Source organism: Shewanella scandinavica (genome assembly GCF_031932065.1).
Lineage (GTDB): Bacteria > Pseudomonadota > Gammaproteobacteria > Enterobacterales > Shewanellaceae > Shewanella > Shewanella baltica.
In genome coordinates, this window is record NZ_JAUOES010000024.1 from 1 (window position 1) to 22,971 (window position 22,971).

The 22,971-nt window shown below is 47.4% G+C and carries 23 protein-coding genes; 10 read left to right on the forward strand and 13 right to left on the reverse strand.

Annotation, left to right across the window (positions count from 1 at the left end):
• Positions 1-558: 558 nt before the first annotated feature.
• Positions 559-1,107, forward strand: a complete 549-nt coding sequence (locus tag Q4Q50_RS17630) for a gamma carbonic anhydrase family protein (RefSeq protein ID WP_011982003.1) — start codon at positions 559-561, stop codon at positions 1,105-1,107.
• Between the two features lie 139 nt (positions 1,108-1,246).
• Here the strand turns inward: Q4Q50_RS17630 and Q4Q50_RS17635 are convergent, their stop codons facing one another.
• Positions 1,247-1,522 (reverse strand): DUF1488 family protein, encoded by a 276-nt coding sequence (locus tag Q4Q50_RS17635; RefSeq protein ID WP_012586350.1) that lies wholly within the window; start codon positions 1,520-1,522, stop codon positions 1,247-1,249.
• Positions 1,523-1,527: 5 nt separating this feature from the next.
• Positions 1,528-2,376, reverse strand: coding sequence for a shikimate dehydrogenase (aroE, locus tag Q4Q50_RS17640; protein WP_011982002.1), 849 nt, complete (start codon positions 2,374-2,376; stop codon positions 1,528-1,530).
• A 152-nt stretch (positions 2,377-2,528) separates the two neighbouring features.
• On the opposite strand from aroE, the gene Q4Q50_RS17645 reads away from it, so the two are divergent.
• Positions 2,529-2,966 carry a group II truncated hemoglobin gene (locus Q4Q50_RS17645; protein WP_311900451.1) on the forward strand — a complete coding sequence of 146 codons (438 nt, stop codon included), beginning with the start codon at positions 2,529-2,531 and terminating at the stop codon, positions 2,964-2,966.
• Between the two features lie 34 nt (positions 2,967-3,000).
• Here Q4Q50_RS17645 and hemF read toward each other — a convergent pair whose 3' ends face one another.
• The 6 genes from hemF to Q4Q50_RS17675 all read right to left on the reverse strand — a co-directional run bounded on the left by hemF (position 3,001) and on the right by Q4Q50_RS17675 (position 8,018).
• Positions 3,001-3,909 carry an oxygen-dependent coproporphyrinogen oxidase gene (gene hemF, locus Q4Q50_RS17650; RefSeq protein ID WP_226060051.1) on the reverse strand — a complete coding sequence of 303 codons (909 nt, stop codon included), beginning with the start codon at positions 3,907-3,909 and terminating at the stop codon, positions 3,001-3,003.
• A 25-nt stretch (positions 3,910-3,934) separates the two neighbouring features.
• Complete coding sequence (gene tsaC / locus Q4Q50_RS17655; RefSeq protein ID WP_011845357.1) at positions 3,935-4,501, reverse strand: L-threonylcarbamoyladenylate synthase type 1 TsaC; 567 nt, start codon at positions 4,499-4,501, stop codon at positions 3,935-3,937.
• Between the two features lie 127 nt (positions 4,502-4,628).
• A complete protein-coding gene (locus tag Q4Q50_RS17660; protein ID WP_311900452.1) occupies positions 4,629-5,192 on the reverse strand; it encodes a DNA topoisomerase family protein in 564 nt (187 codons plus the stop codon).
• Between the two features lie 119 nt (positions 5,193-5,311).
• Positions 5,312-5,785, reverse strand: a complete 474-nt coding sequence (locus Q4Q50_RS17665) for a DUF494 family protein (RefSeq protein ID WP_006083793.1) — start codon at positions 5,783-5,785, stop codon at positions 5,312-5,314.
• Between the two features lie 2 nt (positions 5,786-5,787).
• Complete coding sequence (gene dprA / locus Q4Q50_RS17670) at positions 5,788-6,804, reverse strand: DNA-processing protein DprA (protein WP_311900453.1); 1,017 nt, start codon at positions 6,802-6,804, stop codon at positions 5,788-5,790.
• Between the two features lie 83 nt (positions 6,805-6,887).
• The gene (locus Q4Q50_RS17675; RefSeq protein WP_006084796.1) at positions 6,888-8,018 is read right to left on the reverse strand and encodes a LysM peptidoglycan-binding domain-containing protein; all 1,131 of its coding nucleotides are present in this window, start codon (positions 8,016-8,018) and stop codon (positions 6,888-6,890) included.
• Positions 8,019-8,143: 125 nt separating this feature from the next.
• Here Q4Q50_RS17675 and def point away from each other — a divergent pair, with 125 nt between their 5' ends.
• Genes def through Q4Q50_RS17700 form a run of 5 tightly spaced genes read left to right on the forward strand, consistent with a single transcriptional unit; the run spans position 8,144 to position 13,797 of the window.
• Positions 8,144-8,656 (forward strand): peptide deformylase, encoded by a 513-nt coding sequence (gene def, locus Q4Q50_RS17680; protein WP_006084795.1) that lies wholly within the window; start codon positions 8,144-8,146, stop codon positions 8,654-8,656.
• A gap of 8 nt (positions 8,657-8,664) precedes the next feature.
• On the forward strand, positions 8,665-9,621 hold the full coding sequence (gene fmt, locus Q4Q50_RS17685) for a methionyl-tRNA formyltransferase (RefSeq protein ID WP_283627119.1): 957 nt from the start codon (positions 8,665-8,667) through the stop codon (positions 9,619-9,621).
• 1 nt (position 9,622) lies between these two features.
• Positions 9,623-10,909: a 16S rRNA (cytosine(967)-C(5))-methyltransferase RsmB gene (rsmB, locus tag Q4Q50_RS17690; protein WP_011981998.1), complete on the forward strand. Its 1,287-nt coding sequence runs from the start codon at positions 9,623-9,625 to the stop codon at positions 10,907-10,909.
• Positions 10,910-10,924: 15 nt separating this feature from the next.
• Positions 10,925-12,334 (forward strand): Trk system potassium transporter TrkA, encoded by a 1,410-nt coding sequence (gene trkA, locus Q4Q50_RS17695; protein ID WP_006083799.1) that lies wholly within the window; start codon positions 10,925-10,927, stop codon positions 12,332-12,334.
• Positions 12,335-12,354: 20 nt separating this feature from the next.
• A complete protein-coding gene (locus Q4Q50_RS17700) occupies positions 12,355-13,797 on the forward strand; it encodes a TrkH family potassium uptake protein (RefSeq protein WP_006084792.1) in 1,443 nt (480 codons plus the stop codon).
• 70 nt (positions 13,798-13,867) lie between these two features.
• Here Q4Q50_RS17700 and hemG (Q4Q50_RS17705) read toward each other — a convergent pair whose 3' ends face one another.
• Complete coding sequence (hemG, locus tag Q4Q50_RS17705) at positions 13,868-14,419, reverse strand: menaquinone-dependent protoporphyrinogen IX dehydrogenase (protein WP_006083801.1); 552 nt, start codon at positions 14,417-14,419, stop codon at positions 13,868-13,870.
• A gap of 200 nt (positions 14,420-14,619) precedes the next feature.
• On the opposite strand from hemG (Q4Q50_RS17705), the gene Q4Q50_RS17710 reads away from it, so the two are divergent.
• Complete coding sequence (locus Q4Q50_RS17710; RefSeq protein WP_006083802.1) at positions 14,620-14,928, forward strand: ArsR/SmtB family transcription factor; 309 nt, start codon at positions 14,620-14,622, stop codon at positions 14,926-14,928.
• 63 nt (positions 14,929-14,991) lie between these two features.
• Here Q4Q50_RS17710 and hemG (Q4Q50_RS17715) read toward each other — a convergent pair whose 3' ends face one another.
• The 4 genes from hemG (Q4Q50_RS17715) to pepQ form a co-directional block, all read right to left on the reverse strand.
• Entirely contained in the window at positions 14,992-15,516 is a 525-nt protein-coding gene (gene hemG / locus Q4Q50_RS17715) for a menaquinone-dependent protoporphyrinogen IX dehydrogenase (RefSeq protein ID WP_311900455.1), read from the reverse strand.
• A 2-nt stretch (positions 15,517-15,518) separates the two neighbouring features.
• Positions 15,519-16,976 (reverse strand): TrkH family potassium uptake protein, encoded by a 1,458-nt coding sequence (locus Q4Q50_RS17720; protein ID WP_311900456.1) that lies wholly within the window; start codon positions 16,974-16,976, stop codon positions 15,519-15,521.
• A 77-nt stretch (positions 16,977-17,053) separates the two neighbouring features.
• Complete coding sequence (locus tag Q4Q50_RS17725; protein WP_259583132.1) at positions 17,054-17,668, reverse strand: YigZ family protein; 615 nt, start codon at positions 17,666-17,668, stop codon at positions 17,054-17,056.
• 26 nt (positions 17,669-17,694) lie between these two features.
• Positions 17,695-19,017 carry a Xaa-Pro dipeptidase gene (pepQ, locus tag Q4Q50_RS17730; RefSeq protein WP_311900458.1) on the reverse strand — a complete coding sequence of 441 codons (1,323 nt, stop codon included), beginning with the start codon at positions 19,015-19,017 and terminating at the stop codon, positions 17,695-17,697.
• Between the two features lie 490 nt (positions 19,018-19,507).
• Here pepQ and fadB point away from each other — a divergent pair, with 490 nt between their 5' ends.
• Together fadB and fadA are read left to right on the forward strand one after the other, a co-directional pair.
• Entirely contained in the window at positions 19,508-21,658 is a 2,151-nt protein-coding gene (fadB, locus tag Q4Q50_RS17735) for a fatty acid oxidation complex subunit alpha FadB (protein WP_311900459.1), read from the forward strand.
• A gap of 22 nt (positions 21,659-21,680) precedes the next feature.
• Entirely contained in the window at positions 21,681-22,844 is a 1,164-nt protein-coding gene (gene fadA / locus Q4Q50_RS17740) for an acetyl-CoA C-acyltransferase FadA (protein ID WP_006083808.1), read from the forward strand.
• Positions 22,845-22,971 lie beyond the last annotated feature (127 nt).

Here is a 22,971-nt window from a genome sequence, read left to right on the forward strand (position 1 = left end):
GTCTTACGACTTCAGCGGCTCAATGAATTCTGATTTTTTGTTTCTCGCACTTCCTATAAAAGAAGGGCTAAAACAAACTGTACATATTGCTATGGACACTCATTGTTACATTGATTTAAATTTTTGACTGCCAACCCGAAGGTTAAGCAGTTTCGATTAACTCAACACCTGTGAGTGTCCACACAGATTTCTTGTTTTATCTTGTTAAAGAGCAACTCAATATCCGTAATAGGAATTGAGTACCACACTGAGCGTCGAACGCTTCCAGGTGGCTAGGGCTGCGTATTCTACGCATTTCCCGTTTCGCGTCAAGGAGTATTTTCAACTTCTTGCTGCGATTGAATTAAGTGGTTAAAAGCCATTCAATTCAACCTAACTCGTCAGCTTGCTTTCGCTGTCTGCCGTGTCAGTGGATGCGCATTATAGGGAGATTGAGAAAGTGCGCAACCCCTATTTTTAAGATAATTGTCATTTTCTCACTGTTCGTTGGATATTTGACCTGACCAGCTAGTTTTTAACCTTTATAATACAAAAAACCACTCAATTAGGGACTTTTCTATGTCAGGGCCACTCAGAACTTACCAAGGTATTCATCCTCAATTAGGCAATAATGTGTATGTAGATGAAGCTTCGGTGCTTGTTGGCGATATTGCGTTAGATACTGATGCCAGTATTTGGCCTATGGTGGCGGCGCGTGGTGATGTTAACCATATTCGTATTGGTAAGCGCTCGAACGTGCAAGACGGTAGCATATTGCATGTGACGCGTAAGTCAGCTGCTCGTCCCGATGGTCATCCACTGATTATTGGTGATGATGTGACTATTGGTCACAAGGCGATGCTTCACGGTTGCAAAGTCGGTAATCGAGTATTGGTGGGTATGGGGGCAATTATTCTCGACGGTGCGATTTTAGAAGATGATGTGATCTTAGGTGCGGGCTCTTTAGTGCCACCGGGCAAGGTATTACAGAGCGGCTATTTATATGTAGGCAGCCCAGCTAAGCAGGCTCGTCCATTAACACCTGCCGAAATGGCCTTTTTGCCAGAATCAGCCGACAACTATGTCAGACTGAAAAACGAGTATTTAGTTGAATTACAAAACCTCTAGTCACTTAGCGCTAATCTCTTATAGTTAGTCGCTTAGTATCACTATCGCTATATAAGAAAGGCGGCAGAGACTCATTCAGTCTCTGCCGCCTTTTGCTATTTATTGATTCAAAATCTATCCACTGAAACTCGTTATCAAGCTAGCCTAGGCGAACTGCGCCAAACTCATCAAACTCTTCGGCTTCGATTAAGTCTTCTGCCATTTCTTCGGCGTCAAATCTCACCGCATCAAATAATGCCAGCATAGTAGCCGCTTCATCGGTACTCGGCTGTTCAGAGAAATCATTCAGCTCACGTAATTTAGCAGCACTGATATAGCACTTGATGTTCATCCCCTGCGATTGCGCCATAAAACAGATTTGCCCTTGGGCATCGTCCCAATATTGCAGATCGGGGAAAAGAATGCTTTGATTCATGCTTCCTACTTAGGCTCTGCCATTAGTTTGTCCCGCAAAAGCGTCAACACCACTTGGGTGTCGGGCTCAATACCTCGCCATAAGGTAAAACTCTTAGCCGCTTGTCCGACTAACATACCTAGCCCATCAATGACTTTCGCAGCACCTTGGGAGAGTGCCCATTGGTTAAACGCGGTGACCGAGGCGCCATACATCATGTCATAACAAACGGTTTGGGTGGTGATGATATGTGCTGGCAAAGGTGGCAACTCGCCCGCAAGGCTAGCCGAGGTTGAATTGATGATGATATCGAACTCGCCCGCAAGCTCACTCATTTCTACGGCGGTGACTTTACTCACGTAAGCGCCGTTATCCACAGAAGTAAAGATATCGACCAAAAGCTGCGCCTTTGTGTGGGTGCGATTGCTGATGGTCAGCTGCGCAATTCCCGCATTTAATAACGGCAGAATACAACCGCGCGCCGCGCCACCAGCGCCAATGAGTAACACGCGCTGATCTTGCAAGCTACCTAAGTTAGCGATGAGATCGGCCACCAGCCCTAAGCCGTCGGTGTTATCACCGCGAATAGTGCCATCGGCCAATAAACTTAAGGTGTTGACTGCGCCAGCGAGTTTGGCTTCGGGGCTGATACTGTCACACAGCGCAAAAGCTTGCTCCTTAAAAGGCACAGTCACATTGGCGCCCTTGCCGCCCGCATTGAAAAACGCCGTCAATGAGGCTTCAAAACCATCGACCGGAGCGAGAATGGCTTCATAGGTTAATGACTCTTGGGTGGGCGCGGCAAATTGTCCATGGATGAACGGCGATTTACTGTGGCTAATTGGATTGCCAAACACTGCGTATCTGTCTGTCATAGCGATATGAAATTTTAGGTTCAATGGCTTTGCAGTCTACCGCGCTTTTGAGCCCACGCAAGACGAATTATGCTCAACTAAATTTCACGCTAGGTTTCACGCTATAATGCGCCATCGGCTCAATACACTCTATTTAGTGAACGACTATTCCAATGAACTGGCTTAAAAAGATTTTTAGTAAACACACTCCGCCGCAGGATGATCGCGATCCGAGTCAATCTAACGCCTATGACTTAATCGGCGGCGAGAAGGTGATCCGCGCTATCACTAAATGTTTTTATCAGAAGATGGCAAGTTCGGCAGAAACGACAACACTGCTTGCCATTCATAGGGCGCCCATTGCGGAGTCTGAACAAAAGTTGTTTGAATTTTTAAGTGGTTGGCTCGGCGGGCCGCAGCTCTATCAGCAGAAATATGGTCATCCGGCATTGCGAGCACGACACATGCATTTCGATATTGATGAGGCAATGCGCGATCAATGGCTGTTTTGTATGAAATTTGCGATTGAAGAACACATTAAAAAGCCAGAGCATCGAGCCGCCATCTTTGAGGCGATTTCAACTCTGGCCGATCATATGCGTAATCAATAACGTGGATATGGCATCCACTTTTTATGATTAACGGCTAAACCCAGTCGCGTGGTTTGAGGTAGTTATCGTACAAATCTGCCTCTGGGCTTCCCGCCTCTGGCGTATAAGCATATTGCCAACGCACTAATGGCGGCATCGACATTAAGATAGACTCGGTACGTCCACCTGTCTGCAGACCAAATAAAGTGCCTCTGTCGTAGACTAAGTTGAACTCAACATAACGACCACGGCGATAGAGTTGGAACTGACGCTCACGCTCACCGAACTCAGTATCCTTACGACGCTCAACAATCGGCGCATAGGCGGTTAAGAAGCCATTGCCCACGGCTTGCATAAAGCTAAAACTTTGATCAAATCCTGCTTGATTCAAGTCATCGAAAAACAGTCCGCCCACACCGCGGGTTTCATTACGATGCGGCAGGAAGAAATACTCATCGCACCATTTCTTATACTTGGGATAAACCTCATCCCCGAAAGGCGCACAAATATCCTTAGACGTTTGATGCCACTCGCGCACATCTTCCTCAAATGGATAATAAGGCGTTAAGTCAAAACCACCGCCAAACCACCACACAGGATCGGCACCCTCTTTTTGAGCAATAAAGAAGCGCACATTGGCGTGAGTCGTCGGGATATACGGATTGTTAGGATGGATCACTAAAGACACACCCATAGCTTCAAAACTGCGACCCGCCAATTCTGGGCGATGCGCCGTTGCCGACGCCGGCATAGCGGCGCCAGTCACATGGGAAAAGTTAACTCCAGCTTGCTCGAATACTGCACCTTGGGTTAATACTCGGCTCGTGCCACCACCGCCTTCGGCGCGGGTCCATGAATCGGCGGCAAACGTTGCTTGGCCATCCAGAGCCTGTAAACCGGCACAAATTCGGTTTTGTAAATCGAGTAAAAACGCTTTTACCACTGCAGCATCAGGCACACTCATCTTGTTATCCTTATTATTGGTTTGCTCATTGTCCATTTCGTAAAATTTTGCCGCTACGCGCATCTATGATGGTCGAGGGTTGACGTTGTTCGCCGAGTTCACCTAATACCAGTGCATCGATTTTACCGGTAAAATCGGCGAGGATTTCAGCGGCAGTTAATGCGGGATCTTCACCTGCAAGGTTAGCGCTGGTCGACACTAAAGGTTTATTAAGCGCGCGGCACAGGGCTTGTACCCCAGCATGGGCCGACACTCGCACTGCGATAGAGTCAAATTCGCCACAGAGGTATTTTGAAACATGTGCTTTGATTGGCATGACAAAGGTAAAAGGCCCTGGCCACTTGGAAAATGCAAATTCAAGCTGCTCAGCCGTCAATTGCGATTCATCAACATAGGCTAAAAGCTGCTGAAAATCACTGGCGACTAAGATCAGTCCTTTTTGCCATGGGCGCTGTTTTACCGCCAATAACTTTTGGATAGCAGTGTCGTTATCAGGGTCACAACCTAGGCCATAAACCGCCTCGGTTGGATAAGCGATAACGCCACCTTGAAGAATGATGTCTTTTATATCGGATGGGTGTAGCTGCAACATTATCAAATCACCTTATGCGTCTTATCAGTTTTTGTCATTACCCGAATTTTCGCCGCCCCATCTAACGGTCGGGTTGGGGATTATACTCAAGCCGCACTAAGGCAACAAATATTATGCAATGGCCTCGCTACAAGGGGCGCTTGTACTTGCAGGTTTTTTGCGGACATTCTAAACGCATCCCCGCCGCACCTTTACGCTCGACTAAGATCCCAAAACCACAGCTCGGGCAAGCTTCAGCAACCGGAGGATAATTCACAATAAACTTGCACTTAGGGTAAGCGCTACAGGCATAAAAACTCTTTCCGAAGCGGCTCGTTCTGTGCTCCAGTTTACCCGTTTTACATTCTGGGCAAGGGATATCAGGCTTGTCACTCGCTTGATCCTGTTTTTCAATATGCGTGCAGCTAGGGTATTGAGTGCAACCGATAAAGATCCCAAATCGACCAGATTTTACCGCCAGCTCGTGGCCACATTCAGGGCAAACAGAACCTTCAATCACTTGAGTTTCAATGGATTCGTGCTGCACTAAGGGGCGAGTGTAATTACAGCAAGGGTAATTATTACAGCCAACAAAACCACCGTGCTTACTGTGTTTGACCGATAACTCACTGCCACATTCAGGGCAAAGTTCGTATTCTTTTTCCAGTGCGTGTTCGTGGGCACTAAATAATTGTTCATCAATCTTAGACATAATCATTCACCACCTGTCGTAGCGCATTAGGATATCAAGCGCAGTGCCATCAAGGAATTTATGGCATCAAAAAAGGAGGTCTTAGCCTCCTTTCTCTCATAATTCATCTTTCACAACGATTAAGAATGTAGTCGGCCTTCGGGCTGTTCGAAGATTAAATCTTCCATTTGCTCATAAGCGGACTCATGACCAGGAGCGTTAAACAACACCATTAAGATAACCCATTTGAGATCTTCTAAAATCAGGGTTGGCTCATCCAACTCCATGACTCTATCGATCACCATTTCACGGGTTTCGACATTCAGCACTTTAACTTGCTCTAAAAACAGCAAGAAACCGCGGGATTCCACATCCAGCTTGTCCATTTCGTCCTTTGTATAGATACGAAACGAATGCTGATCGTGATTACAAAGATAAGGTTTATCACCTTCTTGTAATTCAGCTAAGCGCTCTAACCAAGTTAACGCTTTTAAAATCTCGGATTGATGAAATCCGGCACGAGTGAGTTCCTTGGTTAACTCGTCTTCATCAACTAGTAGTTCAACTTCACTGTGAACATAGTTTTCAAATAGATACATGAGGATATCAAACATGGCTAGCTCCTCTTTACTCTGACGTAACCACCGGGTACTGCAATCACCCAACCTTGCAACTCAAGTTCAAGCATTTGTTCTAACACCAGATCTATCGTTTTCCCACTATGTTCAACTACTGCATCAATGGATGTAGTTTCATAACCTACACTAGCTAACAGAGACGAAAATGGCAAATTACAAATCTCGCCTTGCTGTATATGGTGGCATAACTTCAATTCTTCAAGGTGGTAAGCGGTTAAACTTGCCAACTCCTCCACTATATCGGCGGCTGTTTCCACAAGTTTTGCCCCATCACGTAATAAATCATGACAGCCTTGATGGTAACCGCCCAAGATTGAGCCCGGAACGGCAAACACCTCACGCCCTTGCTCCATCGCCAACCTCGCTGTGATTAAAGAACCGCTTTTACGACAGGCTTCAACCACAAGTGTCCCTAAAGACAGACCGCTAATAATCCGATTTCGTTTCGGGAAATTCCCCGCAAAGGGACCGACATCTGGCCAAAACTCGCTAAGTATACAGCCTTGCTGCTGAATATCATGATAAAGCTGCCGATGTTTTCGTGGATAAACAGTCTCAATGCCAGTCCCGAGCACAGCAACAGTTCTCCCTTGATGTTCAACACAGGCTTTATGGGCAGCGGCATCAATCCCCATAGCCATACCGCTGCAGATACCAAATCCCATTGAGGACATCTCCGCAGCCAGCTGATAAGCGACCTGCAATCCGCCTGGTGAAGCATTACGACTGCCAACAATTGCAAGATAAGGCAGGGCTAACGCCTCCAAACAACCTTTAACGAACAGGACGGCGGGCGGATCTGAGAGTTGTTTTAATAACGGCGGATAAAGCGGATCGGAGAAACAAACGAGATGATGGTCAGCGGCTTGCTGCTGCCATTCGAGGGCGACATCGACTTTTTGATAATCAATAGCAAGACTATGGAGCAGATGGTCAGATAAAGGTAGCGCTTCTCTCTCGTGCTCTAACCTTTGCCTGAGGTCGTCCACTTCCATGTGCGTTAATAATTGTTGGATCCGAGCGGGTCCCAGCCCAGATACAGCGCAAACAACTAACCAATCGACCAAATGTTCAGATATTACTGACCTCTTAAGGCTAAAGACTCTGGGGCAATTAACTTATCGTCGACACGCACAGGCCGCTCAGTGGAGACAATCAAACCTAAGCTCGCTTTGTCGAATACTTTGAACACCAACAATTTGCCATGATAGATATCTGGCATTTGAATAGCGCGATCCGATGAGACAGATGCCATCAGGTTATCGTAGGCAGTGCGCTCAGTGGCAGGCACTGGCATACCATCATTGTTGATGACAATGACTTCACCATCACGGTAAATAGAGAACACGACTCCGGGCTCAACTCCATCCTGGGTGCCTTTATCTAAGTACACCACATCTAACTTACCCGCTTCACGCATCTTTGATTCGATAGCAAGCACGACGGCTGGCGTCTTTAACTCTGCCGGTTTTGGGGTGAAGTAAGCTGACATCAAGGAATCACTTTCCATCGGCATGACTCTGAAACCCGCTTTGGTTTCACGAAAGCTGGTTAACAACTTAATTTTTGAAACCTTACCAGACTCAACCACTTGCCCAGTTGATGCTAAAATGGCCTCTTGTCCTATCGCTTCGCCTGAGGCTTTATTGAAAAACTCACGACCACGTTCGTAAACACCGTACTTTTGATTCATCGGCAGTTCAGCATCAATATAAATCACATCACCCACAATATGGTGACGCGATGGGCTTTCACCTGCTAATACCATAGGTTGCTCGGCAAGCCAGTCGGTTGCGACAACGCGATTCTGCACTAAATACTGCTCAATTAAGGCCAAGTCGACGGCAGGAATCGCATTGCTCTTAGCAATGATCCGTCCTTCAGGACTTTTCTTCACATGGGGTTTCGCACTGTCGACCATGTCGCCGTTGCGCACAAGCCGAGGCTGACCATCGACAAACACGAGCGTGAGTTGATCGCCAGGATAAATAAGATGGGGATTGGCAATCTGTGGGTTTACATCCCAAAGACGTGGCCATTTCCATGGATCATTTAGAAACGCTGCGGAGATATCCCAAAGAGTATCGCCCTTTTTCACCACATATGACTCAGGATGCCCCGCTTTCAGCGTAAGGGTATCGGCGGCAACAAACGTGCAATTGAATGTCATTAACGCGAGTAAAATTAACCGTTTCATGGGTATTTCCATGTTGTTTGGCTCTTAGTTTGAGCTTTTACTGTTATTGATAGGCACTAAAGATTAAAATTAACCCATTAGCATCAGTCAGTATAACTAACTGGCAGAGATTTGACAGACTTGTTAAGAGTTTATGTATGGCACAATTAAAAGTATTACAATTTCCTGACGAAAGATTGCGGACACAAGCCACACCCATCACAGAGTTTAATGCCGAGCTGCAAACTCAAATTGATGATATGTTCGAAACCATGTACCAAGAAAAAGGTATCGGTCTGGCCGCGACCCAAGTGGATTACCATAAACAACTTATTGTCATGGACTTACAAGATGAAGTCGAGCGACCTAAAGTGTTTATCAATCCCGAAATTATCGCCAGCAGCGGCGACTTCTGCAATGAAGAAGGTTGCCTGTCGGTGCCGGGCATTTATGCCAAAGTCGATCGCGCCGAATTTGTGACGGTAAAAGCCTTAGACAGGCACGGCAACGAATTTATTGTTGAGGCCGATGAGCTTTTTGCTATCTGTATTCAACACGAAATGGATCACCTCAAAGGCAAATTGTTTGTCGATTATCTGTCGCCGCTAAAACGTCAGCGGATCAAACAAAAACTTGAAAAAGCGGCCCGATTGGACGCCAAAGAAGCATAGGATCAGATTTGAAACCACTCAACATCATCTTTGCCGGAACACCGGATTTTGCCGCTCGCCACTTACAAGCACTGTTGAACTCACACCACAATGTGATTGGCGTTTACACTCAGCCCGATAGACCCGCTGGCCGCGGCAAGAAACTGACCGCCAGCCCAGTAAAAGAACTCGCCGTCGCCAACAATATTCCTGTGTATCAACCGGGTTCATTACGTAAAGAACCCGCGCAACAAGAACTTGCCGCGCTGAATACCGATATTATGGTGGTAGTTGCCTACGGTCTTATCCTGCCAAAAGTCGTATTAGATACACCGCGTTTAGGTTGTATTAACGTTCATGGTTCTATTTTGCCACGCTGGCGCGGTGCCGCACCGATCCAACGCGCACTTTGGGCCGGCGACAAAGAAACTGGCGTGACAGTTATGCAGATGGATGTGGGTTTAGATACTGGCGATATGCTACTGAAAACCACTCTGCCGATTGAAGATAGCGACACCTCTGCCAGCCTTTACGAGAAACTGGCTGAACAAGGTCCTGTTGCCCTATTGCAAGCCCTCGAAGGTCTAGCAAACGGCACCTTAGCCGCAGAAAAACAAGATGAAGCCTTAGCGAACTACGCAGAAAAACTCAGTAAAGAAGAAGCCAGACTCGATTGGAATAAATCTGCCAAACAACTCTGGCAAGAAGTCCGTGCCTTTAATCCTTGGCCAGTGAGTTACTTTGAGCACCAAGGCAATACTATTAAAGTGTGGCAAACCCAAGTTAGTGAAACCACCAGCACAGCCGCTCCGGGCACTATTATCAGCGCCAGCAAAAAAGGCATAGAAGTCGCCACCGCCGACGGCGTGTTAACCCTGCTGAGTATGCAACTGCCGGGGAAAAAACCGCTCAATGTTGCCGATATTCTCAATGCTCGAGGTGAATGGTTTAGCCCGAATACTCGCCTCGCAAACGAGGCACAATAGTATGAACTTGCGCGCGCTGGCTGCGAAAGCCATCTTCGAAGTATTAGAAAAAGGCGTGTCACTTTCAGTGGCATTACCCGATCAACAAAAGCACCTTGCCAGCGGCAAAGATAAAGCCCTACTCGCCGAACTCTGCTATGGCGTGATGCGCACTCTGCCGCAAATAGAGAAACGCATCAGTGAATGCCTAGCGAAACCACTCAAAGGTAAGCAAAGGATTATCCACCAGTTGCTGATCATAGGTTGCTATCAACTTTACTTCACTCGCATTCCAAGCCACGCCGCGATTTCAGAAACCGCCGAAGCCTGTCGCCAGTTAAAATTTGAAGGCATGGTTAAGGTCGTTAACGGTGTACTGCGCAACATTCAGCGTCAGCTTTCGCCGCTAAGCACTGAATCAGATACCTTAAGCTACAACACGCCCGCTTGGTTGATTAAGCGTTTGAAAGAAGCCTATCCCGAGCAGTGGCAAGACATCATTCAACAAAGCCATGAACGCCCACCTATGTGGCTGCGTAACAATCGCTTATCCCAGAGCCGTGCCGAATACCTTGCTGCTTTAGCCGAACTCGAGATTGAAGCGAGCGAAGGCAGCAGTGCCGATGCCATCCTTTTAGCGCATCCAAAAGATGTCGCCACACTGCCACGCTTCCATGAAGGCGCGGCCTCAGTGCAAGATGGCGCGGCGCAATGGGCGGCGACATTACTGGCGCCACAAGCGAATGAATTAATCCTCGATGCCTGCGCGGCGCCCGGTGGTAAAAGCTGTCATCTACTCGAACTTGAGCCAAGCATCAAACTGGTTGCCGTCGACTTTGATGCCAAACGCCTCGAGCGGGTGCAACAGAACCTTGACCGCTTGTCATTAAAAGCGGAGCTTATCCATGGCGATGCGGCCAATATTGACTCATGGTGGCAAGGTGGACAATTTGATCGTATCTTACTGGACGCGCCATGCTCGGCCACTGGAGTGATCCGTCGCCATCCCGATATTAAATGGTTACGTAAAAACCATGACATCGAAGAACTGGCTGAACTACAACAGCAAATTCTCGAGCATTGCTGGAAGTGGCTCAAACCCGGTGGCACGCTTCTTTATGCTACTTGCTCGATTTTACCGCAGGAAAACCGCGACCAGATCAGTGCGTTTTTAGAGAGAACGGCAGATGCTAAGCTAGAGACACTCTCCCAGCAAAATTCGCCACAGGATATAGGTTGGCAAATCACGCCAGGACAAGACAATATGGATGGGTTCTATTACGCCCGTTTATTAAAAGCGACCGATTAGGAAGTAAGCAAGGCCATGAAAATTATCATATTAGGTGCGGGTCAAGTCGGGGGAACCTTGGCCGAGAATTTGGTAGGTGAGAATAATGACATCACCATAGTCGATCATGACAAATCCAGACTACGCGCCCTGCAAGATAAATATGACCTTCGCGTTGTGGCGGGCCATGCAGCCCACCCCGATGTGCTCAGAGAAGCGGGCGCAGAAGATGCCGACATGCTGATCGCGGTAACCAATAGCGATGAATGCAACATGGCCGCCTGTCAGATTGCTTACACTCTTTTCGGCACGCCAACAAAAATTGCCCGTATTCGCTCAGAACCCTATCTGGCGATGCGCGATAAACTCTTTATCGACAGTGAAACCAAAAATAGCGACGGTCGCCCCCGCGGCGGCTTCGTGATCGATGAATTAATCGCCCCTGAACAGTTAGTGACCGCTTACATTCAGCGACTCGTTGAATATCCCGGCGCGCTACAAGTACTCGAATTTGCCGAAGGACGGCTAAGCCTAGTGGCCGTTCGTGCCTATTATGGTGGTCCACTGGTGGGGAATGCGTTAGCGGCACTGCGCGAACACATGCCGAATATTGATACCCGGGTTGCGGCGATTTTCCGCCAAGGCCGCCCTATCATGCCTCGCGGTACCACGATTATCGAAGCCGATGATGAAGTCTTCTTCGTCGCCGACAGTCGACACATTCGCGCTGTTATGAGCGAAATGCAAAAGCTCGATAACTCCTACCGCAACATTATGATCGCCGGTGGCGGTAACATAGGCTTAGGTTTAGCCAAACGCCTCGAGCGCACCCACTCAGTTAAACTGATTGAGCACAAGTATGAGCGGGCTGAAGCCTTATCGGAGCAACTGGAAAATACTACCGTGTTCTGCGGTGACGCTTCGGATCAAGAATTACTGCTCGAAGAACACATAGATCAAACCGACGTATTTATTGCGGTGACCAATGACGATGAAGCCAATATTATGTCGGCATTGCTGGCAAAACGTATGGGCGCGAAAAAAGTCATGGTGCTGATCCAGCGCGAAGCCTATGTGGATATCGTCCAAGAAGCTAATATCGACATTGCTATCTCACCCCAGCAAGCCACCATTTCGGCACTGTTAACCCATATCCGTCAGGGTGATATCTGTAACGTTTACTCCCTACGTCGCGGCGCCGCCGAGGCAATTGAAGCGATTGCCCACGGGGATGCCAGCACGTCTAAAGTGGTTGGCAAAGCCATTGGCGATATTAAGTTGCCACCGGGAACCACCATTGGTGCTATTGTCCGCAACGACGAAGTATTAATGGCTCACGACAAAACCGTGATAGAACAAGGGGATCACGTGATCTTATTCCTAGTGAATAAAAAGTTTGTCGGCGAAGTCGAGAAGCTTTTCCAACCAAGTGCTTTCTTCTTCTAAGAACCTAAGTAAGCCAACTTATGCTGAACTTTAGACCACTATTGTTTATTTTAGGGCTGTTTTTGTCCATGCTGACAGCCTTCATGTTGATCCCACTGCTCCTCGCCGTGTTCAATGCCGAGGAAACCGTGGGCTCTTTCATGCTGTCGGCGTTAGTGACAGGCATTAGTGCCAGCTTGTGTTTACACAATGGCCAGAGCAAGACTATTAACCTCAATATCCGCGATATGTTCCTGCTGACCAGCCTAACGTGGTTGATCGTAAGCCTGTTTGCCGCCATGCCCTTTACCCTATATCACGGGATTGGCTATACCGACGCCTTCTTTGAGACTATGTCCGGCATCACGACCACAGGTTCTACTGTGCTCTCGGGGTTGGATACCATGGATCACAGCATTTTAATCTGGCGTTCTTTATTGCAGTGGCTAGGTGGGATTGGCTTTATCGTGATGGCGGTGGCCATTCTGCCCTTCTTGAACGTCGGTGGTATGCGGCTGTTCCGCACTGAATCTTCGGATTGGAGCGATAAAGCCGTACCACGCACCCAGAGCATGGCTAAGTACTTATTCTTTATTTATATTTTGCTGACTGTTGCCTGCTGCGTTGCCTATCATCTGGCGGGGATGACTTGGTTTCAAGCCATCAACCATGCCATGACCACCCTATCAACCGGCGGCTACTCAACATCTGATAGCTCAATGGCCGCGTTCTCCCACTCGGCTCACTGGGTTGGCGTGTTCTTTATGGCGGCGGGTGGCTTACCGCTACTCATGTTTGTGCACACCATACAGCAAAGGGATCTGCGGATTTGGAACGATGCTCAGGTCAAAGGCTTCTTGTTTTTCCTGACCTTCGTGTCTTGTTCTATTGGCTTTTGGCTGTGGCAAACCCGCGATATTGAACTCCTCGATGCACTGCGTTTATCCAGCTTTAACGTGGTTTCTGTGGTGACCACTACAGGTTATGGCTTAACGGATTACGGTGCTTGGGGCGCCTTTGCCAACATCGCCTTTATGTTCTTAATGTTTGTCGGTAGCTGCTCTGGCTCAACTTCTGGCGGGATTAAAATCTTCCGTTTTCAAATTGCTGGCGCCATTATGCGTGAGCAATTGAAACAGCAATGTCATCCAAACGGTATCTTTAGGGAACGCTACAACAATCGCATCATCAGTGAAGATATCGTGCGCTCGCTGATCACTTTCGTGCTGTTGTTTGTAATGGTGATTGTAGGCTTGTCGGTAATTTTAGTGCTCACAGGGCTCGATCCTATGACCAGTTTCACGGGCGCTATCACGGCGGTCACGAACGTAGGTCCTGGCTTAGGGCCGATTATTGGCCCTGCGGGTAACTTCTCAACCCTGCCCGATGTGGCGAAATGGGCGTTGTCACTCGGCATGCTCCTCGGTCGTTTAGAAATTCTGACCGTAGCAGTGTTATTCCACCCGAGTTTCTGGAAGTATTAATTCTGTAGAGTTTGGATACTAAAAAGGCGCTTAACTTGTTAAGCGCCTTTTTTATTAAGCCTGACCCGTCCTAAATAGCGGTAACGTCGACTAATTCAAGCAGATGATCGGCATAGACCTTTACATCTGCCCAGTCGGTGTAATCGATAACCGACTTAGGATCGGTTGGGCCTTTGGTCATCTTCATAATCAACTGGATCATCCACCTGTCGTACCAAGGCCATGAAGGATAATCCACTTTCCCCGCAATAATTTTAAGATCGGCTGGCGTCCACGGCGATAAAGCGATGAACTTTTGCAGATATTTATTATTCTCAGGAATACGTTTTTCTGGATTTCTCGCTACCACGTTGACGCAGAAGAAACTGTTTGGCAATGCACCCAAAGCCTCTGCATGTTGCTCTATAAACTTGAACACACTCTTATCATAGGTGCCATAGAGTACGCAGGCACCTAAGGCGACAACCTCGTAATCGGGCCAATTGATACAAGTTGCGGCAGCACTATTGATATCAACGAGGTCGACCTTAGCGCCACGAAAGGTTAATTGGTCGGCAATTGCATTGGCAATCTTGGCCGTGTGGCCACCACGGGTAAAATAAAGTACGAGAACGCGTGTCATAGGGAATTACCGATCCACTGAGTTAATGTCACCATTGTGGCAAGATTACGTTAAATAAACCTCTGATAGGATCACAAATCAGCCGTATCTCATATTCTGAGATGCAAAAATTGAGATCTGCATGGCTGAGCAGTATGATTGCGTAAACACAGGTGTTCAATTAGAATTATCTAATCAAAAGCGATGAAGTGAGTGACCTTATGCAAAATGACATAGATGTAGCTGCAATGGTAACTAATGCGGAAAGTGCGGCTAAATGGCTTAAGGCCATAGCGAACCCTTATCGCCTAATGATTTTATGCCTATTACTAGACAAAGAGTTGAGCGTAACTGAACTCAATGCCACTGTGCCATTAAGCCAGTCGGCACTATCCCAGCATTTAGCCGTATTACGCGCTGAAGATCTGGTGGATACCCGTAAGAGCTCGCAAATTGTTTACTACAAGCTCAAGAACGAACAAGTCACCCAAGTGATTTCGATTCTGCATAGCCGCTACTGCGCAGTGTAACACGGTAAAGCTAGCTTAAATTTAAGCCCTAATCGCTTGCAAGTGATTAGGGCTTAATGGTTTTTAGTGCTGGCTAAAGCGGTTACCGAAGGCGTCGACTTTTTCCCAATCGGTAAACTCAAAGGTGCCTGTGATATCGGTTGGTCCTTTAGTCATCCACATGATGAAACGTATCATAGTGCGATCGAAGAAACCGTATTTAGGATAATCAATCTTGCCCGCAAACACTTCAAGCAACTGTGGCTGCCATAGTGAAAACTGCAGAAACTTTTGCATATAAGGATTGGTTTCAGGCGTATTCTTTAAGGGTTTGCGCGCCACGACATTAACGGTAAAAAAGCCATTAATCTTAGTATCGAGCACCGCATGGTGGCGGTTCACAAACTGGTAAAGTTCAGGTCTATGTTTACCATAACGAATACTGGCGCCGATCAGCACTTTATCAAAATCAGCTAAGCTCAACGCTTCAGCCTGCGCTAATGTGACCAGCGAAACCTGTTCTCCCGCCTGCTCTGCAATCGTCTTGATTTTTTGACAAATTGCCAATGTTTGGCCATCAATCGTCGAATAGATTATTAACGTCTGCATGATTAATTCTTCCAAAAAGTTGGCGTAAACAAAATCAGTAAGGTAAATACTTCGAGGCGACCAAACAGCATAGCCACGACCAATACCCATTTGGCGCCATCGCCAATACTGGCGTAGTTACTGGCTACCGCACCTAAGCCTGGGCCTAGGTTGTTTAAGCAAGCTGCGGTGGCACTAAAGGCGGTAATATCATCTAATCCCATCGCCATGAGTGCAAGCATACAGATCACAAACACCAGCGCATAGGCAGAGAAGAACCCCCACACGGCATCAACAACACGATCGGGCAAGGCTTTAGAACCAATACGGATAGAGAACATCGCCTTAGGATGAACCAATCGTTTCAATTCACGCGAGCCCTGTAACAGCAGCAAAATGACTCGAATCACCTTAATCCCACCCGCAGTCGATCCGCCACAGCCACCGATAAAGCTCGAAAATATCAATAGAATAGGTAAAAACAGCGGCCACATGTGGAAGCTTTCAGTACCAAACCCTGCGGTAGTGGCCACGGAAACCGCCTGAAATAAGGCATGATCTAAGGTTTCTTCCGGCGAATCATAAATGCCCGAATGATAAAGCGTGAGGAAACAAATCGCGGTAAGAATGAGTTGAATCGCCACCAGCATCTTAAATTCGGCATCTTTAAAATACACTCTAACGTTAATTCCTCGCCGTGAAAATGCCGCAAAATGCACGCTAAAGTTAACCGCAGAAACGATTAAAAAGAATACACAAATAAGGTTAATCACTGAACTATCAAAATACCCCATGCTAGCATCATGGGTCGAAAAACCGCCAATAGCGATAGTTGAAAATGAATGGCAAACCGCATCGAACACACTCATGCCCGCCATCCAATAGGCGGTCGCACAGGAAATAGTTAGCAATAAATAGATATACCACAGTGCCTTAGCGGTTTCGGCGATCCGCGGGGTCATCTTACTGTCTTTCACTGGGCCCGGAATTTCAGCGCGATAGAGCTGCATTCCCCCGACGCCAAGCACAGGTAAAATCGCCACGGCGAGCACAATAATCCCCATACCGCCGAGCCATTGCAGCATATGACGATAAAACAGAATGGCTTTAGGTAAGAAGTCGAGCCCGACAATCACTGTGGCTCCGGTGGTGGTTAACGCAGAGAAAGATTCGAAGAAACTATCGGTCCAACTGAGGTCAGGTTGGCTCGAGAAGATAAACGGTAAGGCACCGATAGAACCCAGCACGGTCCAGAATAGGACCACAATCAGGAAACCCTCTCGGGTACGCAATTCTTCTTTACAGTGGCGATTGGGATACCAGAGCCAGAAACCAATAAATAGGCTGACAAAAAATGCCTGCATAAACGCCGTGCCGCCGCCATCGTTATACCAAACAGCGATCAGTGCTGGTGGCAGCATAGTGATTGAAAATAAACCAATCAGCAGGCCTATGATTCTTATTATGGTTTTATATTGCATTAAGCGAGTTCAATCATTCCATTGGCTGCAAAGGTATTTTCAGCATTAGGGCTATTTTGGCATAATTTACGCAGGCATCACAGCTCAAACTCAGGCCTCAAACTTCCCTGACTGAGCGTCGCCAGCGACTCACACAGCAATGCCTGTTGCTGCCGGCCTATCTCAAACACAATATCGACCGCTGCGGCAAATTGCTTATCGATAATCACGGCATCCATTTGTTGTAATAGATGCTCCACATCGCGTAGCTGCGCATAATCACAATGCAACTTGGCGGGATAACGTAACTGTTTAAGTCGCGTCGGTAATTGAACCAAGCCTTGCCGTAAGCCCGACGTATAAGCCCGAACGAGTCCACCGACACCCAGTTTAGTGCCGCCATAATAACGCACCACAACAGCACCCACTTCGCCGATATTTGCCCCTTGCAACACAGCTAACATCGGGCGACCAGCACTGCCGGCGGGTTCACCGTCATCACTCGAACCAATCAAGACGCTATCATCCGGTGCGCCAGCCACAAAAGCAGAGCAATAATGGCTGGCGCCGGGATAGTCACGCTTTATGTCAGTGAGTGCTAACTTAAATTTATCAAAGCTATCGCAATGAAACAGAAAAGAGATAAAGCGGCTATGCTTTATCTCTTCTTCAATCACGATATCTTCACAGGGAACGCTATAACTTTCGAGCACACATCCGCCCTAATCTTTACCCTATATCAATCAGTCAAGCCGAGTTCACGGGTCATGTTCTCGTTTCTATCTTGATGCACTATAACGTTATCTTCGATACGAATACCGCCAAAAGGCCTTAACTCATCCACCGTTTGCCAGTTGATCTGTTGGCTACGACTATCTTGTTTAAGCTCATTGAGCAGAGTATCGATAATGTATAACCCGGGTTCCATAGTCAGCACTTGGTTAGGCGCTAAAATGCGGGTGCAACGTAGGAATGAATGGGCCTCTGGCGCCGCAATATGAGTTCCACGTTCATCGTGGGAGAAGCCGCCAACATCATGCACTTGTAGGCCTAACATATGGCCTAAGCCATGGGGGAAGAAAGCACTGGTTATGCCTTGATCGACCAAACCTTGGGTATCACCTGTGGCTAAATCAAAATCCAATAGCATTTGTGCGACTTTAGCATGGGTGGCCAAGTGTAAATCGGGATAACGCACACCCGGACGCATCATGTCGATAAGCTCTAGCTGTGCCTTGTTCATCGCAGTGATCAATTCATCGAAACGATTCTTCTCGAATGCGTAGGTTCTGGTGATATCAGAGGCATAGCCAAAGTAACTCGCGCCGGCATCGATAAGAAATGACAAACGTTTCGCAGGGTTTTGGTGTTCAAGTGCGGTGTAATGCAAAATCGCCGCATTTTGGTTAAGGGCGATGATATTGCCATAGGGCACTTCATTCTCGCTCTGGCCTACGGCAGATAAATAGTGCTGCTGGATTTCGAACTCGCTCGCACCATTATAAAAGGCATTTTTAGCCGCCAAATGTCCCTGCACCGCAATTTGATTCGCGCGGCGCATACATTCCAACTCATATTCGGTTTTAGTGGTTCTGTGGTAATGCAGATAACTCATCACAGCATCGGGATTACGACTGGTAAAACCCAGCACTTCGGCCACATCTAAATGCTCACCTAAATAGGCCCAATTAGCGATATCTGTCGGCAAAACCTCGGCGACCTTATCAGCCTTGGTCAGCAGCTTAATATCGAAATACTCAGTCCAAAACATATCAGGCACATCAGACACTTTGTGCCAAAAATCCACAGGACGATAAAAAATCAGCTGCGGCTTATCACGGCCGTTAACCACCAACCAGCAATTCGGATTATCCAGCACAGGCAGCCATGCCTTGAAGTGCGGGTTTACCTTAAAGGGATAATTGATATCATCCAAAAACATCCGATGCGGCTGACCCGAATGAATCACTAAACCAGACAAGGCTTCTCGAGACAAAATCTCTGCGACTCGACGGTTTAACTCGGCAATATGGGCACGATAGTGATGAGCCAACTGATCCATTTGTCATCTCCTGCAATGAATAAAAGTTAATAATATGAGCCGAATTTGCTCACATAATCTTAATCTGATCATGAACAACAGATTCAATCAAAACATTAAACTGTCACTCTATCTAAAATGCATGGCTGCGGAACAAAGAACATTAAAGCAATAACGTCATGATTATCTTTAAGAGTTATGTTCAACCCTAGCATGGCTGCAGCGTTTAAACGTCTAAGGTAAACAGCCACAAAGACCTATTTATCCGCAAAGTGATTTAACGCATCCTAGGTGTTCTACACTCTGTGCAGTGTATCACAAAGGTGAAAAATCACTCTAGCCGACAAGAAATTAAACAGTCGTTTAAATTGGGTGTTGTAATTTATCGAATTTCGAAGCACACTGGCACACAACTGGTCAAATGATGGCCGAAGCTGCTGTGAGATAGAGAGTCGTACTAGCACCAACACATAATGGTGGGTATCACTTTTAAGCCAAAAGGAAGCAAGCAATGATCTACCAAAGTCCTACAATTCAGGTTGAGTTACTCGAGGATAATATTGCCAAGCTGTGCTTTAACGCACCCGGTTCGGTGAACAAATTCGACAGAGAAACCCTCGCCTCGCTCGATGCGGCATTAGACAGCATCAAGCAAGATTCCAATATCAAAGCGTTAGTGCTGACCTCAAGTAAAGATACCTTTATTGTGGGCGCCGACATTACCGAATTTTTAGGCCTGTTCGCACAAGATGACGCCGTATTGCTCTCTTGGGTTGAACAAGCCAACGCAGTCTTCAACAAACTCGAAGACTTGCCTTTCCCAACCGCATCAGCAATCAAAGGCTTTGCCTTAGGTGGCGGCTGTGAAACCATTCTGGCAACCGATTTCCGTATCGCAGACACCACAGCCAAAATCGGTTTACCTGAAACTAAACTCGGCATCATCCCAGGTTTTGGCGGCACAGTTCGCCTGCCACGTGTGATTGGTGCAGATAACGCACTTGAGTGGATCACGACCGGTAAAGACCAACGCGCTGAAGATGCACTGAAAGTCGGCGCTGTTGATGCCGTGGTTGCACCACAAGCGTTAGAAGCTGCTGCGATTCAAATGCTCAAAGACGCCGTTGCTGAAAAGCTGGATTGGCAAGCACGTCGTAACCGTAAACTGTCTGCGCTAACACTGCCAAAACTTGAAGCTATGATGTCATTCACCACAGCCAAAGGCATGGTGTTTGCGGTTGCGGGTAAACACTACCCTGCACCAATGGCTGCTGTAAGCGTGATTGAGCAAGCATCGACTAAAGGTCGTGCTGAAGCATTACAAATCGAACATCAAGCCTTTATCAAGCTAGCTAAAACCGACGTTGCCAAGGCACTTATCGGTATTTTCCTTAATGATCAATTTGTTAAAGGTAAAGCGAAGAAAGCCGGCAAGTTAGCGAAAGAAGTCAACAACGCGGCCGTATTAGGCGCAGGCATTATGGGCGGCGGCATCGCTTACCAAAGCGCCAGCAAAGGCACACCGATTGTCATGAAAGACATTGCCCAGCCAGCATTAGATTTAGGCCTCAATGAAGCCGCTAAACTGCTGTCTGCCCAAGTCGTCCGTGGCCGTTCAACGCCAGAAAAAATGGCCAAAGTGCTGAACAACATCACGCCTTCATTAGATTATGCCGCGATTAAACACAGTGATGTCGTCGTTGAAGCCGTTGTTGAACATCCAAAAATCAAAGCACAGGTTTTAGCCGAAGTTGAAGGCTATGTGAGTGAAGATGCAATTATCGCGTCAAACACTTCAACGATTTCAATCAACTTGCTCGCTAAGAGCATGAAGAAACCTGAACGTTTCTGCGGTATGCATTTCTTTAACCCAGTGCACAAAATGCCGTTGGTCGAAGTTATCCGTGGCGAGCACAGCTCTGAAGAAACCATCGCCTCTGTTGTGGCTTATGCCAGCAAAATGGGCAAGACCCCAATCGTTGTTAATGATTGCCCAGGCTTCTTCGTTAACCGCGTACTCTTCCCTTACTTTGCAGGCTTTAACGGCTTACTTGCCGAAGGTGGCGACTTTGCTGCAATCGACAAAGTGATGGAAAAACAATTCGGTTGGCCAATGGGTCCAGCTTACCTGCTCGACGTAGTCGGTTTAGACACAGGTCATCACGCCCAAGCCGTTATGGCTGAAGGTTTCCCTGATCGCATGGGTAAATCAGGTACTGACGCGATTGATGTGATGTTTGAGAACAAACGTCTTGGCCAGAAAAATGGTAAAGGTTTCTATGTCTATTCAGTCGATAGCCGTGGCAAGCCGAAGAAAGATGTCGATCCAACAAGCTACGGTCTATTGAAAGATGCCTTTGGCGAGTTAAAAGCCTTTGAAGCCGATGACATTATTGCCCGTACTATGATCCCTATGATCATCGAAACCGTGCGCTGTTTAGAAGAAGGTATTGTCGCATCGCCTGCCGAAGCGGATATGGGCCTAGTTTATGGCTTAGGTTTCCCGCCATTCAGAGGCGGTGTGTTCCGTTACTTGGATACCATGGGTGTCGCAAACTTTGTGGCCTTAGCAGACAAATACGCTCACTTGGGCGGTCTGTATCAAGTCACAGATGCGATGCGCACATTAGCAGCCAATAACGGTAGCTACTACCAAGCCTAATTAGCGGGAAAGGAATTTAATCATGAAACAAGCTGTTATCGTAGACTGCATCCGTACTCCGATGGGCCGCTCAAAGGCTGGCGTATTTCGTAATGTGCGTGCAGAAACTCTGTCTGCCGAATTAATGAAAGGTCTGTTGCTGCGTAACCCACAACTCGACCCAAACCTAATTGAAGACGTGATTTGGGGTTGTGTGCAACAAACCCTAGAGCAAGGCTTCAACATCGCCCGTAACGCTTCGCTATTAGCGGGCATTCCAAAGACCGCTGGCGCTGTGACAGTTAACCGCCTATGTGGTTCATCAATGGATGCAATCCATCAAGCTGCGCGTGCGATTATGACTGGCATGGGCGACACCTTTATTATTGGTGGCGTAGAGCACATGGGCCATGTGCCGATGAGCCATGGTGTCGACTTCCACCCAGGTCTTGCTAACAACGTGGCAAAAGCCTCTGGCATGATGGGTTTAACGGCTGAAATGCTGGGTAAACTGCACGGCATTACCCGTGAGCAGCAAGATGCTTTTGCGGTACGTTCACACCAACGCGCTTATGCTGCAACGGTTGAAGGCCGCTTTGCCAAAGAAATCTATGGCATTGAAGGTCACGATGCTAACGGCGCCTTAATTAAAGTCCTGCAAGACGAAGTGATCCGCCCAGAAACCACAATGGAATCTTTGGCTGCACTGCGCCCCGTGTTTGATCCAGTAAACGGTACTGTGACTGCTGGTACTTCTTCTGCACTGTCAGATGGCGCTTCAGCCATGTTGATCATGGAAGAATCTAAAGCGCGCGCACTTGGCTTGCCGATTCGTGCACGCATTCGCTCTATGGCGGTTGCAGGTTGTGACGCGGCTATCATGGGTTACGGCCCAGTGCCAGCCACGCAAAAAGCACTGGCTCGTGCCGGTATTACCGTTGCCGATTTAGATGTGATTGAACTTAACGAAGCGTTTGCTGCTCAGTCTTTACCTTGTGTGAAAGATTTAGGTTTAGCAGATGTGGTTGATGACAAAATCAACCTCAACGGCGGCGCAATTGCACTAGGTCACCCACTGGGTTGTTCAGGCGCTCGTATCTCTACGACGCTGATCAACTTAATGGAAGACAAAGACGCGACCTTAGGGTTAGCGACCATGTGTATTGGTTTAGGCCAAGGTATCGCCACTGTATTCGAACGCGTTTAATTCGTTACTCGAATAATTTCAAAGCCGGAACTTGTTCCGGCTTTTTTATGCCAAATTTTCTGCCAGCGTAAATATTAATATTTCTCATTTCTTCTGCTGTTCATTTGAAAATCAGTCCGTTATCAAC